A 14,012-nucleotide genomic window follows, 5' to 3' on the forward strand; every position below is an offset into this window, starting at 1 on the left:
GCTGAACTGCCTCAACTACCGCAAGGTCCAGGCTAAAAAAGCCGCCCTGGAAGCCTTCTCCTTCAACCCCCTCTCCGCTTTGAGGTTCCTGGGGTTGCATACAAAAGATGTATAGCGGTCAAGTCTGCAGCCTAGCCCCAGCCAGACCCATACAGGACGCATCTAAAGTATGATACTGCGGCTAGAGGTATGCGCGGCTTGGTAGGGGTTTTGATGCTGCTCTGCTCCTTAGGTCTGGCCCAGCCCAGGGCCTGGGTTGCAGTCCCTACGCCGGCCCTAGAGGGTTTGCTGGGGCAGCTTGAGCCAGTGGGCCTTGCGGGTGAGCTTCGCTGGGAAACCCTGGATGAACTACAGCGGCTCGAGCTTTTGGGCATCCAGACCCAGATGTTCTCCCCTCTGCGCACCGCCCGGGCCCTGGCCCTGCTCGCGGTGGCCCTCAACGACGCCCTTTACCTGGTCCAAAAGCCGGGGGTTGAGACCAACGTGCTCGCGGCCTACGCCGCGCAGGAGGTGATGCTCTATCTGCACCCCACGTTTCCCAACCTAAAAGACGCCATTCGCCAGACGGCGCAGGCCATTTACCGCGAAGCCCTGGCCCGGGGTTGGCCTGAGCCGAACCTCCGGCTGAGCCAGAGCCTGGGCCGCCAGGTGGGGCTTCAGGTGGTGGCCTGGGGCCGCCGGGACGGGGCTGCTCGACAGGTGATTCCCACCTACCCCGCCCCGGCCCCGGGGGTCTGGGTTCTGCCCCTGGGGCGGCCCGCGGTGGAGCCGGGCTGGGGTGGGGTGGCGCCCATTGGGATTGCAGCCGAGGCGCTCGCACGGGCGGCACCACCCCCGGCCTGGGACTCGCCTGAGTTCGCCCAGGAACGCGCGTTGTTCTGGGCCGAGCAGGCCAAACTGGACGAGCATGGCCGGCAGATAGCAGACAAATGGGCCGGCGACCCTGGCACCGTAACCCCGGCGGGGCTTTGGCAGGAAGCGGCCCTCGAGATCCTGCGCCCGCGGGTAGATGCGGCGCGGGCAGTGGCGATTCTGGCGGTGCTCAATATCGCCATGCACAACGCCAACATTGCCTGTTGGCGGGACAAGTTCAGCTACTATGTGGCCCGGCCCGAGCAGTGGGTGCGAAGCTTTGACCGCCGCTGGCAGCCCTACCTGCGTACCCCTAAGCATCCTTCCTACCCCTCCGGGCACTCCGCCATCAGTGGGGCGGCTGCGGCGGTGCTCACCCACTTTTTCCCCGAGGAGCGCCAGACCTGGGAGAGTTTGGCCCAAGAGGCCTCGTACTCCCGGGTAGTGGCCGGGATTCACTGGTTTGTGGACGGTGCTGCGGGCCTAGAGCAGGGCAGGCAGGTGGCCCGGCGGGTGCTGGAAGCCATGGAGCGACCTTAAAATAAATCCAGCATTCACATCAGAGGAGATGCCATGAACCTACCCATTCATGTTGCCCTTATCGGCTACGGTATGGCCGGCCAGATTTTTCACGCCCCCGTGATTCAGGCGGTGCCGGGTCTGCGGCTGGTTACCATCCAAAGCCGCCAGCGCGAGCGGGTGCGCTCCGACTGGCCCGAGGTCTGGGTGAGCCAGACCTTTGAGGAGGTGATTGAGAACCCGCACATTGACCTGGTGGTCATCGCCACCCCCAACGACACCCACTACGAGCTGGCCCGGCGGGCCCTCGAGGCCGGAAAGCACGTGGTGGTGGACAAGCCTTTTACCCTGAACCTGCTCGAGGCCCAGACTTTGGCCCGACTGGCCCAGGAGCGGGGAAAACTGCTCTCGGTCTTCCAAAACCGCCGCTGGGACGGCGATTTCCTTGCCCTACGGAGGATTCTGGAGGCCGGAACCCTGGGGGAGGTGGTCTACTTTGAGTCGCATTTTGACCGCTTCCGCCCAGAGGTGCAGAACCGCTGGCGCGAGCAGGAGGGCCCCGGCAGCGGCATCTGGTACGACCTGGGGCCCCACCTGGCCGACCAGGCCCTGCTGCTCTTCGGCTGGCCCCAGGCCCTCTTTGCCGACATCGGCATGCAGCGGCAGGGGGCTCAGGCCCCGGACTACTTCCACGTGCTCCTGCGCTACCCCAGGCTGCGGGTGGTGCTGCACGCCAGCGCCCTGGTGCCGGGGGGTAGCCCCCGCTTTGTGGTACACGGCACCAGGGCCAGCTTAGTTGCCTACGGCCTGGATGGCCAGGAAAAAGCCCTCAAGGAGGGTCGGCAGCCCGGGAAGCCCGACTGGAGGGCTGAGGGGGGCGAGGCCTGGCTCTACCGGCCTGACCAGGCCCCTGAACTGGTTTCGCTCGAGCCCGGCGACTACCGGCGCTACTACGAGGCGGTACGGGACGCCATCCGGGGGCAGGGGCCCAACCCGGTGCCGCCTGAGCAAGCAGTGCGGCTGATGATGCTCATAGAAGCCGGTCTCAAAAGCGCCGAGCTGCGCAGGGAAATTTCGTTGGAGGAGATGTGAACCTCGAGCAAGACCTAAAAACCATCGCTGAGCAGGAGGCCCGGCTGCGCTTTGAGCGCTTCGACGCAGGGGTGGCCTGGGAGCTGGGGCTGCGCCTCAAAAAGGCTGCCGAAGCCCTTCACAGCGCCATCGCCATGGACATCAGCCTCTTTGGTCAAACCCTCTTCTTCTACGCGATGCCGGGCTCTACACCCGACCAGGCCGACTGGATTCGGCGCAAACGCAACGTGGTGCAGCGCTTTCACCGTAGTTCCTATGCGGTGGGCTTGATGCTCAAACAGAAGGAGGCGCGGCTCGAGGAGCGGGGCCTTGACCCACGCGACTATGCGGCCCATGGCGGCAGCTTCCCCATCTGGGTGGGGGCGGTGGGCTGCGTGGGGGCGGTCACGGTTTCGGGCCTGCCCCAGCGCGAAGATCATGAGTTGGTGGTGGAGGTGTTGACGGGTTACCTTGGGCTACCCTACGAGGAGCTGGCCCTTGACCCTTAGTTGAGAGGCCTAGACTGGAAAAGCAGAGCCCGCCTGCAGAGGTTACAGGCGGGCTCTTGACGGATTGGCGGAGTGGGAGGGATTCGAACCCTCGATACGGATAACCCGTATACACGCTCTCCAGGCGTGCCCCTTCAACCACTCGGGCACCACTCCGTGAGCAAAGCTGAGTCTACAGAGTGCCCGATTGGTCGTCAAGCTGCTTCGTCTGCCTGTCCTTCAATCTGTTGTTCGTTTCATTTCAATTCTCACTCGAGCTTTCGCCCGAGTGCAACCCCAAAAAGGCTTCCGACACAGGGTGGGGGAAGGTGAGGGAAAAACGAGTTTTCAATGTCCCCTAGCCGATTTCTCGGCTTGCGCGAACCTCCCTGGGTTTTGGCGCTTGCTTGGGGTTTGCGCACACTCAGAAATTTACCCCAAAGGGGTGTGGTGGGTTGGCTCTCTTCCGTGCTATCCTAAGATGTAGGCGAAGACCGGGAGGAGTAGGTTTCCCGAACCCACAGAGAGAGCACTCCGCTGGCTGAAAGGGTGCTTGGGAGCTTGGGTAACCGAAGGTCGCCCGCGAGCCTGCAGGAAGAACGGCCTTTGGCCCAGTAGAGCCTGCCGGGGAGCCCGTTATAGCCTGTAAAGAGTGCCTGGAAAATTCCAGGAAGCGCGGTGGTACCGCGGGGAAGCCCCTCGCCCGTGCAGCAGAATTGCATGGGCGCCTTTATTTTCGGAGCTCGAGGTGAGCGATGACCGGAACCAAAGAACTACCCAAGGCCTACGACCCTAAAGCAGTAGAACCTCGTTGGGCTGAGGAGTGGGCTAAGAACCCCCTCAAGCCCGAGTTGAACGCGGGTAAGGGCAAAGGCCCCTTCACCATCGTGATTCCGCCTCCCAACGTGACTGGGAACCTGCACTTGGGCCACGCCCTGGACAACACTATCATTGACACCATCATCCGCTTCAAGCGCATGCAGGGCTACGAGGCCTTGTACCTGCCCGGCACTGACCACGCCGGCATCACCACCCAGGTGCTGGTGGAACGGGAGCTGGCCCAGGAGGGGCTCTCCCGCCACGACCTGGGGCGCGAGAAGTTTTTGGAGCGGGTCTGGGCCTTCAAGGAAAAAAACGGCGGGGCCATCCTACACCAGCTCCGGCGCATTGGGGCCTCGTGCGACTGGAGCCGGGAGCGCTTTACCCTGGACGAGAGGCTTTCCCGGGCGGTGCGTCGCAGCTTTGTGGAGTACTACCACCAGGGCCTGGCCTACCGGGGTAAGCGCATCGTGAACTGGGATCCGGTGGCCCAGACCGTGCTTTCCGACCTCGAGGTCAACGTGGAGCCCACCCCCGGCAAGCTCTACACCCTGGCCTATCCGCTGGAGGGGGGCGGGGAGATTCGGATTGCCACCGTGCGGCCCGAGACCATCTTCGCCGACGTGGCCATTGCGGTGAACCCCGCCGACGAGCGCTACCGGCACCTCTTGGGCCAGAAGGCCCGCATCCCCCTCACCGAGCGGTATATTCCCATCATCGCCGACGAGGCGGTGCTGATGGACTTTGGCACCGGGGCCCTCAAGATTACCCCGGCCCACGACCCCACCGACTTCGAGATTGGCACCCGGCACAACCTGGAGATGCCCAGCGTGATTGACCTGGAGGGCCGCCTTACCGGGGAGCTGGTTCCTGAGCGCTTTAGGGGACTGGAGCGCTTCCAGGCCCGCAAAGCCGTGGTGCAGGCCTTGGAGGAGGAGGGGTATCTGCGCGGGGTACAGGACTACACCATCGCCCTGGGCTACTCCGACCGCACCAAGGCCCCGGTGGAGCCCATGCTCCTAGAGCAGTGGTTCGTGCGCATGAAGCCGGTGGCCGAGAAGGTGCTCCAAGGTCTGGACAGGGGCGAGATGCGCTATGTGCCGGAGCGCTGGGAAAAGGTGAGCCGCGACTGGCTGGAGAACATCCGGGACTGGGCCGTCGCCCGGCAGCTTTGGTGGGGCCACCAGATACCGGCCTGGTACGACGAGGCAGGCAACGTTTATGTGCCCGACCCGGCAAACCCCGACCTCGACTGCGACCAAGACCCCCGCTACGCCCACCTAAAGCTCCGGCGCGACCCGGATGTGTTTGATACTTGGTTCAGCTCGGCCCTGTGGCCCTTCTCCACCCTGGGCTGGCCCGACGAAACAGAAGACTACAAGAAGTTCTACCCCACCGATGTCCTGGTGACGGGTTACGACATCATCTTCTTCTGGGTGGCCCGGATGCAGATGTCTGGCTACCAGTTCACCGGGCGAGCCCCCTTTCACACCATCGTGCTGCACGGGCTGTACCTGGACGCTAAGGGCCAGAAGATGTCCAAGAGCAAGGGCAACGGCATTGATCCCTTGGAACTGGTGGACAAGTACGGGGCCGACGCTTGCCGCTTCGCCTGGGACTACCTGGCCACCGGCGGGCAGGATATCCGCCACGACGAACGCCGCTATGAGCAGGGGCGTAATTTCGCCAACAAGCTCTATAACGCGGCCCGCTTCGTGCTGATGAGTAGGGATGCTGCCCCGGCCACCCAAAGCGGGGCCCCTACCTTGGCCGACCGCTGGATGGTTTCTAGGTTGAACCGCGGCATCGCCGAGATTACCGAAGCCTACGAGGCCTACGACCTAGGCCGGGCTGCCCGGCTGGTCTACGAGCTGGTCTGGAGCGAGTTCTGCGACTGGTACCTGGAAGCTGCCAAGCCCGCGCTGCGCGAGGGCAACCAGGCCACCCGCCAGACCCTGGAATCTACCCTGGCCACCCTGCTAAAGCTCCTGCACCCCATCATGCCCTTCATTACCTCCGAGCTTTACGAAGCCCTCACCGGTGAGGCCAAGCAGCTCGCTCTGCAGGACTGGCCCACCCCGGGGGAGCGCGATCCGGAGGCTGAGCGGGCCTTTGAGACCCTGCAGGAGGTGATTGCCGCCACCCGCAACCTCCGGGCCGAGCTGGGTCTACCGCCGCAGCAGGAAATTGTGGTGCAGCTAGAGGGCGAGGGGGCCGCTTTGGTTATGGAAAACCAAGCCCTCTTCCGCTTTCTGGCCAAAGCGCAGCCGAGGCTGGGGCGGCCCGAGCGGGCTTTAGCCCAGGTGACCCCCACGGTGAGCGTCTACCTCGAGCCTCAAGGCGACCTTGGGGCCTTCCTCGAGCGGCAGCGGAAGCGCCTGGCGGAGCTGGAAAGGCTAGTGGCCCAAGGGGAGCGGAAGCTGGCTAATCCCGCGTTTTTGGAAAAGGCGGATCCTGCGGTGGTGGAGGCCGAGCGCGAGCGGCTTTTGGAGCACCGGACCCAGCTCGAGCGCATCCGGGAAAACCTTAGCCGGCTAGGGTGAGCGTTTTCAGCCTTTCCCCAGGGGGCCGCAAGCGCTTGCTTGCGCGCTGGGATGCCCTGTGGCTCGCGCTGGGCCAGGAGCCCTCCCAACGGGCCACCTTGCTGGATGAGCTCCTGGTCCGCTACGCCGAGCCCCATCGGTGCTACCATAACCTCGCCCACCTGGAGCACCTTCTGGGGCTCTTGCCGCAGGACCCCAGGCTCGAGCTGGCGGCCTGGTTCCACGACGCGGTGTACGACCCCACCCGAACCGACAACGAAGAGGAGAGCGCCCGCTTGGCCCAAAAGCGCCTGGCGGCGCTGGGCCTTTCCGAGGGGCTCATTGGGGAGGTGGCCCGTGTAATTCGGGCCACCCGCACCCACAGGGCCGAAGACCCCCTTGCGGCTTTGTTCCTAGACGCCGACCTGGCCATTCTGGGGGCCCAGCCTAAGACCTACGCCCGGTACGCCCAGGCCATCCGTCGGGAGTATGCCTGGCTTCCCGAGGCGATTTTCCGAGAGCGGCGGGCCGCGGTGCTGCGGGGCTTTTTGTCCCGGCCGCGCATCTACCAAACCCCGGGCTTCGCTCACCTCGAGGAGCCTGCCCGGTGGAACCTGGCCCAGGAGCTTAGGGCCATCGGCGTATAGTGGCCTTTAGCCCAGCTTGGCCCGCACCAGCTCCACAATCTCGTCTATGGTTTCGGCCACCGGAACCCCGGCCTCGGCGAAGGCCGCCAGCTTGCTCTCGGGGGTGCCCACGTTGCCCATGATGATGGCCCCTGCGTGGCCCATCCGCTTGCCCTTGGGTGCGCTGCGGCCCCCAATAAAGCCCACCACCGGTTTTTTGACGTGGGCCTTTATGTAGGCTGCCGCGTCTTCTTCGTCAGAACCGCCAATCTCGCCGCACAGCACGATGGCCTCGGTCTCCGGGTCCTCATTGAAGAGCGGCAGAAGGTCCTTAAAGGTGGTGCCGATGATGGGGTCCCCGCCGATGCCAATGCAGGTAGAGATGCCGTAGCCTGCGTCGGAGAGGGCCTTGGCGGTCTCGTAGGTGACGGTTCCGGAGCGGGAGATGAGCCCTACCCGGCCTTTCTTGAAAACGCTAGCGGGCATGATGCCGAGCTTACACTCCTCGGGGGTGATGAGGCCGGGGCAGTTCCCACCGATGAGCCGCACATTGCCCAGGGCCTTAATCTCGGCCACCGCCTTGACCATATCCAGGGTGGGGATGCCCTCGGTGATGAGCACCACCAAGGGGACGCCGGCGTGGGCCGCCTCGAGGGCCGCGTCGGCCGCCGCGGGAGCTGGGACAAAGATAATGGAGGCGTCCACCCGGTGCTTGGCCACCGCTTCCCTCACGGTGTCGTAGACGGGTAAGCCCAGCGCGGTCTGCCCGCCTTTCCCGGGGGTTACGCCGGCCACCACCTTTGTGCCGGCCTTGAGCATGGCCTCGGTGTGGAAAGCACCTTCGCGTCCGGTAATGCCTTGTACGATAACCTGGGTGTCCTTGTTGACTAGGATGCTCACTGGGCACCTCCCACCATGGAGATGATGGCCCTGGCCGCCTCAATGGAGGTAGGGTACATGTAGACCGGCTTTCCTTGCAGGAGGGCTTTGGCCTCCTCCTCGGCGGTTCCGGCAACCCGCATGGCCACCGGTTTGGTCAAAAGCCCTTCGTCTAGGGCCCTCAAGACCCCCTTGGCCACTTCATCGGCCCGGGTGATGCCGCCGAAGATGTTGATGAAGACCCCTTTTACGTCTGGGTCTTTGAGTACCACCCTCAGGGCATTGTAGACCACCTCGGCCTTGGCCCCACCCCCGATGTCCAGGAAGTTGGCCGCCCGACCGCCGCTGCGCTGTACCAGGTCAAGGGTGTACATGACCAGCCCGGCCCCGTTGCCGATAACCCCGATGTTGCCGTCTAGCTTCACGTAGCTGAAGCCGTAGTTGGAGGCTTCAACCTCGAGCGGGTGTTCGGCCTCAAATTCCCGCAGAGGGGTGAGCTCGGGGTGGCGGTAGAGCGCGTTGTCGTCCAGCACAATTTTTGCGTCGGCGGCCACCACCTCGCCGGTATCGGTGACCACCAAGGGGTTAATCTCGGCGATGGAGGCGTCAATGCCCACATAGGCCTGATAGAGCTTGACCAGCACGTCGGCCAACCGGTTTAGGTTGCCCTCTAGACCGGCCCGCTTGACCAGTTCCCGGGCCTCAAAGGGTCGGAGCCCGGTCTGGGGGTGAATAGGGTACTTAATGACCGCCTCGGGGCGGGCCGCGGCCACCTCCTCAATGTCCACGCCGCCTTCTTTGGAGAGCATCAGCACCACCCGCTGGCTGGTTCGGTCTAGGACGAGGCCTGCGTAGTACTCCTTGGCGATGTTGACGGCTTTGGCCACCAGGACCTTTTTGGTGACAAAGCCCTTGATGTTGAGCCCTAGAATCTGGCTGGCTTTTTCCCGGGCCTCCTCCGGGGTTTTGGCCAGCTTGACCCCTCCCGCCTTGCCGCGTCCGCCGGTGTGTACCTGGGCCTTAATCACCACCGTATCGCCGTACTCGCTGGCAATCTGCTTGGCTTCGTCGGCGGTGAAGGCCACCTTTCCCGGAGGTACCGGGATGCCGTAGCGGGCGAGGATTTCTTTGGCTTGGTACTCGTGTAGATTCACGCTTACCTCCTAATTTGCCGCCCGCATTATAAGTTTTTCCGAGTCCTTGAGAAGCTCGTTGGGTTTCTCCTGGGGAGGAGGGGGATTGTTCGTTCGTTACAAAATACGTTACTTGTTTTGCTATATTTGTAACACCATGTCGCCCGAGTACCTTGGCGCCGTCTTCTTTGGCCTTGTGGCCGTTTTGGTGCTCCTTCCGCTTTGGTTGGTGCCATTTCTGAAGCGCCGCCGGGAGGAGCGCGAACTTTTGGCCCTCAACAAGATGTATCGCTTTGCCCGGAGGCACAACACCTTCGTGCGCAACTTCCAGGGGGTGCGCTTCGTGGTGGTGCTGGGCTCAGAGGGCTTTCGCTACATGCTGGGGGGCCAGTTCGTCTCCCGGGAGCGGCTCCTTAAGGCTTTGGGTGAGGAGAACGAGAAGGTTCTGCTCAAGGCGGAGGGTGAGGAGAGCCAGAGCGGGCCGGTCCAGCTTCTCCTCACCTCCCCAGCGTGAAGGTTGGCCCAAGTGTGTGTAGGATTAGGGGGTGAGAGTTGGCGTACTGGCTTTGCAGGGCGACGTTCGTGAACATAAGCAGATGCTGATGGACCTAGGAGCGGAGGTGCGCGAGGTGCGCCTTCCGCAGGACCTAGAGGGCCTTCAGGGGCTGGTGGTGCCGGGGGGGGAGTCCACCACCATCGGCCTGCTGGCCCGCGAGTACGGGCTGGAAGAAGCGGTGCGGCAGCGGGTGGAAAGGGGCGACCTGGCGGTTTGGGGTACCTGTGCTGGGGCCATCTGGCTGGCCCGGGAGCTGCCCCACCACCCCGCTCAGCCTCGCCTGGGGGTTTTGGACGTAGCGCTCGAGCGCAACGCCTATGGCCGCCAGGTGGACAGCTTTGAGGAGGACGTGGAGGTGAGGGGGCTGGACAGCCCCTTTCACGCCTTTTTCATCCGGGCACCGCGGATTCTCCGGACTGGCCCTGGGGTAGAGGTGCTGGCCCGGTGGGGCGACGAGCCGGTCCTGGTCCGTTCAGGCAGGCTGATGGCCAGCACGTTTCACCCTGAGCTCTCGGGCGATTCCCGAATTCACCGGATGTTCCTCGAGCTGGCTCGTGGCTGACCCGGGCCCTTGCGTCGCTGGAGCCGGGGTCCCGGCTGGGGACGGGCGTGGCCTCAGGGCCTCCTGCGACGGAAGGACTCAGTTTTCCTCTGAGCTGACCGATTCGCCCGTGGGCTGTGGGGCTTCCTGGGGGGCCTTTTTCTCCGCCCGCACTCGCTCAATGCCCCTAGGGTCGGCGGTTTCCACGATGAAAAGATAGCCCTCGTACTCCAGCCTTTCGCCTGCTTCGGGTATCCGGCCGAACTCGTCCATCAGGAAGCCCGAGAGGGTGCCGTACTCCCCTTCGGGCAGCTCAATTCCGAGCTTTTCTGAAACATCTTCTAGAGGAATGGAGGCGTCCATGACGTAGACGCCAGGGGCCAGCTCTTGGATGGGTGCAGCCTCCTCTTCGTCGGACTCGTCGTAGATTTCCCCGATGATTTCCTCAATGATGTCCTCTAGCGTGACCAGCCCGGCGGTTCCCTTGAACTCGTCCACCACGATGGCCATGTGGGTCTTGCGCCGACGCATCTCCCGCAGCAGCTCCCTGGCGCCCATGGTCTCGGGGACGAAGTAGGCCGGGTGGCAGATGCTTTTCACCCGGGTGCTGTCCAGCATGGACTCGCTGAACTCCAGCAAGTCCCGTGCGTAGGCGATGCCGATGATGTTGTCCACGGTGCCCTCGTAGACCGGCACACGGGAGTAGCGGTGCTCGCGCACAGTCTGCCAGAACTCCCGCAGCGTGGCCTCGGCGGCTATGGTGACCATCTCCACCCGGGGCACCATAATTGAGCGCACTGGGGTTTCCTCGAGGTCCAGGATCTGGCTGATAATCTCCCCCTCGCTCTCATCAAGCACCCCTTGCTTGGAGGAGGCTTCCACGATGAGCTTGAGCTCTTCCGCCGAGCCCACCATAGAGTGGGAAGGGGCTTCCTTGAGGCCCATCAGCCGCAGGAAAAAGTTGCCGCTGCGGCTGAACAGCCAGACCAGAGGGCTGGTGAGCCGTTGGAAGAGGTTGAGGGGCAGTATGGCCAGCCCCGCCACCTGCTCGGTGCGCTGCAGGGCCACCCCTTTGGGGATGAGCTCGCCGAAGAGCACCGTGACGAAGGTGATGAGGACAACCGAGAGGGCGAAGCTGAAGCTGGAAAGGAGGCTGCTTTCCTGGGCCAGCTGGGCCCCACTCTGCCCGAAGAGGGCAGCGATTCCGGCCACGATTAGCCGGGTCACGTAGGGTTCGCCGAAGGCCCCTAGAACCAGGTTGGTGGCGGTGATGCCAAGTTGGGTGGTGGCGATGTAGGTGTCTAAGCGCTCAATGGCCTTTTTCAGAAGCTGCCCTTGCCAGGAGCCGCTCTCAGCCATCTGCTCTACCCGGCTGCGCCGGATGGCCACCAAGGAGAACTCTGCGGCTACGAAGAAGGCGTTGATGAGGATGAGTAAGGCGATGATGCCAAAACTGCCTGGGATGCTTTCCATAGGGTTCGCGTCCGGCCTACCCAAAACGATTCCGCCCCGGAAGACTCCAGGGCAGCGCCGGGGCCACGTTGGGGGAGGGAGTCCATACGCTACTAGCCGGAAGTTTACCACAGCCCAAGCCGCGCCACAAGCGGCGGCAAGAAGAGCATAATCCCGATCAGAGCGGCGATTCCGCTTACCAGGAGGACCCCCGCAGCGGCCACGTCCTTGGCTGCTTTGGCCAGGGGGTGGTAGTGGGGGGAGACCAGGTCAACCAGGGCTTCTAGAGCGGTGTTGAGGAGCTCTAAGCCCAGCACCAGGGCCACCAGGAGGAGCACCGGTATCAGGTCTACCTCCAGCCATAGGGCTAAGCCCAGGGCCAAGGCGGCGATGTAGACCTCGAGCCGGAAGTTGCGCTGGCTTTGCCAGGCGAACCGCAGGCCAGCCCAGGCGTAGCTGAAGGAGGCCTTTAGGCCGCGCAAGGGGAGGGGATCGGTGCCGGGCTTGGGAGGGGGGAAGAGGACGGGCATGGCAGCATGGTGCAAGGGGCACGCTCCGCCCCATTCTATCCTTCGGGGCGCCAAATTGCTGCGTTGATTAGATTGTTGACAATATGGCCGACCGTTTGATAGAGTCGGGGCACAAACCAAAAGCGAGGAGGTTGGCGATGGCCAAAATTCATCGTAGACAGGTAATCAAGGCGGGTTTGGGGCTTATGGGCGCGGCGGCGCAGGGGCGTTTCTCCTTAGGGCTGGCCCAGCAGGACGTTATCCGCATCGGGGTGGTGCTCTCCTACTCAGGGCCCTATGCCCGGCTGGGGCAGGAGATTACCCGCGGCATGGAGCTTTACCTGGATAAGGTGGGCTACCAGGCCGGGGGGCGGCGCATCCAGCTCCTTAAGGAGGACGAAGAGGCCGACCCGGCGGTGGCAGTGCGCAAGGTGCGCAAACTGGTGGAGCAGGATCGGGTCAACCTGCTCACCGGGATTATCCTCTCCTCCTCGGCCTACGGCATCCGCGACTACGTGCACGAACGGCAGATGCCCCTCATCATCGCCAACGCGGCGGCCAACGGCATCACCCGCGAGCGGCGCAGCCCCTACATCTTCCGCACCTCAATTAGCGCCTGGCAGCAGCACTACCCCATGGGCCCCTGGGTGGCCCGCAACGTGGGGAAGAAGGTCTTCCTGCTGGCGCTGGACTACGCCTTTGGCAAGGAGGCCACCGCGGCCTTCAAGGAGGGTTTCCTTCAGGCCGGGGGGGAGGTGGTGGCCGAGCTCTACACGCCTTTGGGCAGCACCGACTACAGCGCGGTGATCTCGCGCATCGCGGCGGCCCGGCCGGAGGCGGTGCACGCGGTGCTCTCGGGCAGCGATGCGGTGATCTTCCTGCGCCAGTTCGTCCAGTTTGGCCTCAACCGCACGGTACAGCTCGCGGTGAGCGGTGAGGTGACCGACGAGAACGTGCTCGAGGCCATCGGGGATGCGGCCTTGGGCGCCAAGAGCGCCGACCACTGGGTCTACACCCTGAACAACAGCGCCAACCGGGAGTTCATAAGGGCCTACCGCCAGAAGTACAACGCGGTGCCCAACCACTTTGCCGTGCGCGGCTACGATGCTATGCAGTTCATCGTGGACGCCATCAACAACGCCCAGGGCGACGTGGGCAACCGCCCGCGCTTCCTGCGGGCCCTGGAGAGCGCCAAGATCATCAGCCCGCGCGGCTTTGTGCAGATGGACCCCGAGACCAACAACGCCACCCAGCACGTCTACGCGCGGGAGGTGGCCCGCATTGACGGGGTGCTGACCAACCGCCTGCTGGCCGACCTGGGCATCATCCGCGACCCCGGCAAGTAGCCATGACCCTGCTCCTGCTGACCCAACTCCTCAACAGCCTGGCCTTTGCCATGCTCCTCTTCCTCCTGGCGCTGGGCCTCTCCCTCATCTTCGGGGTGGCCCGGGTGGTCAACCTGGCCCACGGGGCCTTCTACATGCTGGGGGCCTACCTGGGGCTGGCCCTGGGGGGCAGCCTCAACTTCTGGCTGGCCCTCCTCTTGGTGCCCCTTCTGGTGGGCCTTTTGGGGCTGGCGGTGGAGCGGTTCTTGCTGCGGGGCCTGCACGGGCGGGAGCTCGAGCAGGTGCTGCTCACCATTGGGCTAGGCTTCGTGATCGCCGACCTATTGCGGGCCACCTTCGGGGCGGCCATCCGCTCGGTGCCGCCGCCGGAGGCCCTGGCCGGGCCCTTGTTCCTGGGCTCCTTCATCTACCCCAAGTACCCCCTCTTCGTGCTGGGGGTGGGGGTGGTTCTCTTCCTGCTGGTGCGGCTCCTGCTGGCCCGCACGCCCTTTGGGGTGCAGGTGCGGGCGGTGACCGCCGACCCCGGCATGGCCAGCGCCCTGGGCATCCGGCCCGCCCAGGTGAGCCTGCTCACCTTCGGCATCGGCACCGCCCTGGCCGGGCTGGGAGGGGTGGTGGGGGCCCCCATGATCGCCCTGGCCCCGGGCCTTGACGCCCAGATGACCCTCTTCGCCCTAATCGTGGTGGTCATCGGGGGGC

At 64.2% G+C, this 14,012-nt stretch carries 13 protein-coding genes, 1 tRNA gene and 1 other annotated feature; of the genes, 9 read left to right on the forward strand and 5 right to left on the reverse strand.

Translation table 11 applies throughout. The features are described 5' to 3' along the window. The first annotated feature begins 189 nt into the window (after nt 1-189). The 3 genes from Mlute_RS16490 to Mlute_RS10460 are packed head-to-tail and all read left to right on the forward strand — an operon-like array spanning nt 190 to nt 2,951. The gene (locus Mlute_RS16490; RefSeq protein ID WP_119360597.1) at nt 190-1,392 is read left to right on the forward strand and encodes a vanadium-dependent haloperoxidase; all 1,203 of its coding nucleotides are present in this window, start codon (nt 190-192) and stop codon (nt 1,390-1,392) included. A gap of 33 nt (nt 1,393-1,425) precedes the next feature. Next, nucleotides 1,426-2,463, forward strand: coding sequence for an oxidoreductase (locus Mlute_RS10455; protein ID WP_119360598.1), 1,038 nt, complete (start codon nt 1,426-1,428; stop codon nt 2,461-2,463). Further along, nucleotides 2,460-2,951, forward strand: a complete 492-nt coding sequence (locus Mlute_RS10460; protein ID WP_119360599.1) for a heme-degrading domain-containing protein — start codon at nt 2,460-2,462, stop codon at nt 2,949-2,951. The genes Mlute_RS10455 and Mlute_RS10460 overlap by 4 nt, the downstream gene beginning before the upstream one ends. Nucleotides 2,952-3,016: 65 nt before the next feature. On the opposite strand, the gene Mlute_RS10465 is transcribed toward Mlute_RS10460, so the two are convergent. Further along, nucleotides 3,017-3,107, reverse strand: a tRNA-Ser gene (locus tag Mlute_RS10465). 304 nt (nt 3,108-3,411) lie between these two features. Continuing rightward, nucleotides 3,412-3,640, forward strand: a binding site (T-box leader). A 45-nt stretch (nt 3,641-3,685) separates the two neighbouring features. On the opposite strand from Mlute_RS10465, the gene Mlute_RS10470 reads away from it, so the two are divergent. Both Mlute_RS10470 and Mlute_RS10475 read left to right on the forward strand, forming a co-directional pair. After that, complete coding sequence (locus tag Mlute_RS10470; RefSeq protein WP_119360600.1) at nt 3,686-6,292, forward strand: valine--tRNA ligase; 2,607 nt, start codon at nt 3,686-3,688, stop codon at nt 6,290-6,292. Continuing rightward, entirely contained in the window at nt 6,289-6,918 is a 630-nt protein-coding gene (locus tag Mlute_RS10475; RefSeq protein WP_119360601.1) for an HD domain-containing protein, read from the forward strand. The genes Mlute_RS10470 and Mlute_RS10475 overlap by 4 nt, the downstream gene beginning before the upstream one ends. Nucleotides 6,919-6,924: 6 nt before the next feature. On the opposite strand, the gene sucD is transcribed toward Mlute_RS10475, so the two are convergent. Beyond that, nucleotides 6,925-7,797 (reverse strand): succinate--CoA ligase subunit alpha, encoded by an 873-nt coding sequence (sucD, locus tag Mlute_RS10480; protein WP_119360602.1) that lies wholly within the window; start codon nt 7,795-7,797, stop codon nt 6,925-6,927. Beyond that, complete coding sequence (gene sucC, locus Mlute_RS10485) at nt 7,794-8,930, reverse strand: ADP-forming succinate--CoA ligase subunit beta (RefSeq protein WP_119360603.1); 1,137 nt, start codon at nt 8,928-8,930, stop codon at nt 7,794-7,796. The genes sucD and sucC overlap by 4 nt, the downstream gene beginning before the upstream one ends. A 136-nt stretch (nt 8,931-9,066) precedes the next feature. On the opposite strand from sucC, the gene Mlute_RS10490 reads away from it, so the two are divergent. Together Mlute_RS10490 and pdxT are read left to right on the forward strand one after the other, a co-directional pair. Next, nucleotides 9,067-9,423, forward strand: coding sequence for a hypothetical protein (locus tag Mlute_RS10490; RefSeq protein WP_119360604.1), 357 nt, complete (start codon nt 9,067-9,069; stop codon nt 9,421-9,423). Between the two features lie 31 nt (nt 9,424-9,454). After that, nucleotides 9,455-10,027, forward strand: a complete 573-nt coding sequence (gene pdxT, locus Mlute_RS10495) for a pyridoxal 5'-phosphate synthase glutaminase subunit PdxT (protein ID WP_119360605.1) — start codon at nt 9,455-9,457, stop codon at nt 10,025-10,027. Nucleotides 10,028-10,105: 78 nt separating this feature from the next. Here pdxT and Mlute_RS10500 read toward each other — a convergent pair whose 3' ends face one another. Both Mlute_RS10500 and Mlute_RS10505 read right to left on the reverse strand, forming a co-directional pair. Continuing rightward, nucleotides 10,106-11,479 carry a hemolysin family protein gene (locus Mlute_RS10500; protein WP_119360606.1) on the reverse strand — a complete coding sequence of 458 codons (1,374 nt, stop codon included), beginning with the start codon at nt 11,477-11,479 and terminating at the stop codon, nt 10,106-10,108. 104 nt (nt 11,480-11,583) lie between these two features. Next, nucleotides 11,584-11,988 carry a diacylglycerol kinase gene (locus tag Mlute_RS10505; RefSeq protein ID WP_119360607.1) on the reverse strand — a complete coding sequence of 135 codons (405 nt, stop codon included), beginning with the start codon at nt 11,986-11,988 and terminating at the stop codon, nt 11,584-11,586. Nucleotides 11,989-12,125: 137 nt separating this feature from the next. Between Mlute_RS10505 and Mlute_RS10510 the strand changes: the two genes are divergently transcribed. Both Mlute_RS10510 and Mlute_RS10515 read left to right on the forward strand, forming a co-directional pair. Continuing rightward, nucleotides 12,126-13,313, forward strand: coding sequence for an ABC transporter substrate-binding protein (locus Mlute_RS10510; protein WP_119360608.1), 1,188 nt, complete (start codon nt 12,126-12,128; stop codon nt 13,311-13,313). Between the two features lie 2 nt (nt 13,314-13,315). Beyond that, nucleotides 13,316-14,012: branched-chain amino acid ABC transporter permease (locus Mlute_RS10515; RefSeq protein WP_147371069.1), on the forward strand; the 697-nt coding region annotated here is incomplete at its 3' end.

The sequence above is a fragment of the Meiothermus luteus genome (assembly GCF_003574085.1).
GTDB classification, from domain to species: Bacteria; Deinococcota; Deinococci; order Deinococcales; family Thermaceae; genus Meiothermus; species Meiothermus luteus.

Coding starts and splice junctions, on each gene's coding strand:
- Mlute_RS16490 (WP_119360597.1), top strand. CDS start 190: ATGCGCGGCTTGGTAGGGGTTTTGATGCTGCTCTGCTCCTTAGGTCTG.
- Mlute_RS10455 (WP_119360598.1), top strand. CDS start 1,426: ATGAACCTACCCATTCATGTTGCCCTTATCGGCTACGGTATGGCCGGC.
- Mlute_RS10470 (WP_119360600.1), top strand. CDS start 3,686: ATGACCGGAACCAAAGAACTACCCAAGGCCTACGACCCTAAAGCAGTA.
- Mlute_RS10490 (WP_119360604.1), top strand. CDS start 9,067: ATGTCGCCCGAGTACCTTGGCGCCGTCTTCTTTGGCCTTGTGGCCGTT.
- Mlute_RS10500 (WP_119360606.1), bottom strand. CDS start 11,479: ATGGAAAGCATCCCAGGCAGTTTTGGCATCATCGCCTTACTCATCCTC.
- Mlute_RS10505 (WP_119360607.1), bottom strand. CDS start 11,988: ATGCCCGTCCTCTTCCCCCCTCCCAAGCCCGGCACCGATCCCCTCCCC.
- Mlute_RS10510 (WP_119360608.1), top strand. CDS start 12,126: ATGGCCAAAATTCATCGTAGACAGGTAATCAAGGCGGGTTTGGGGCTT.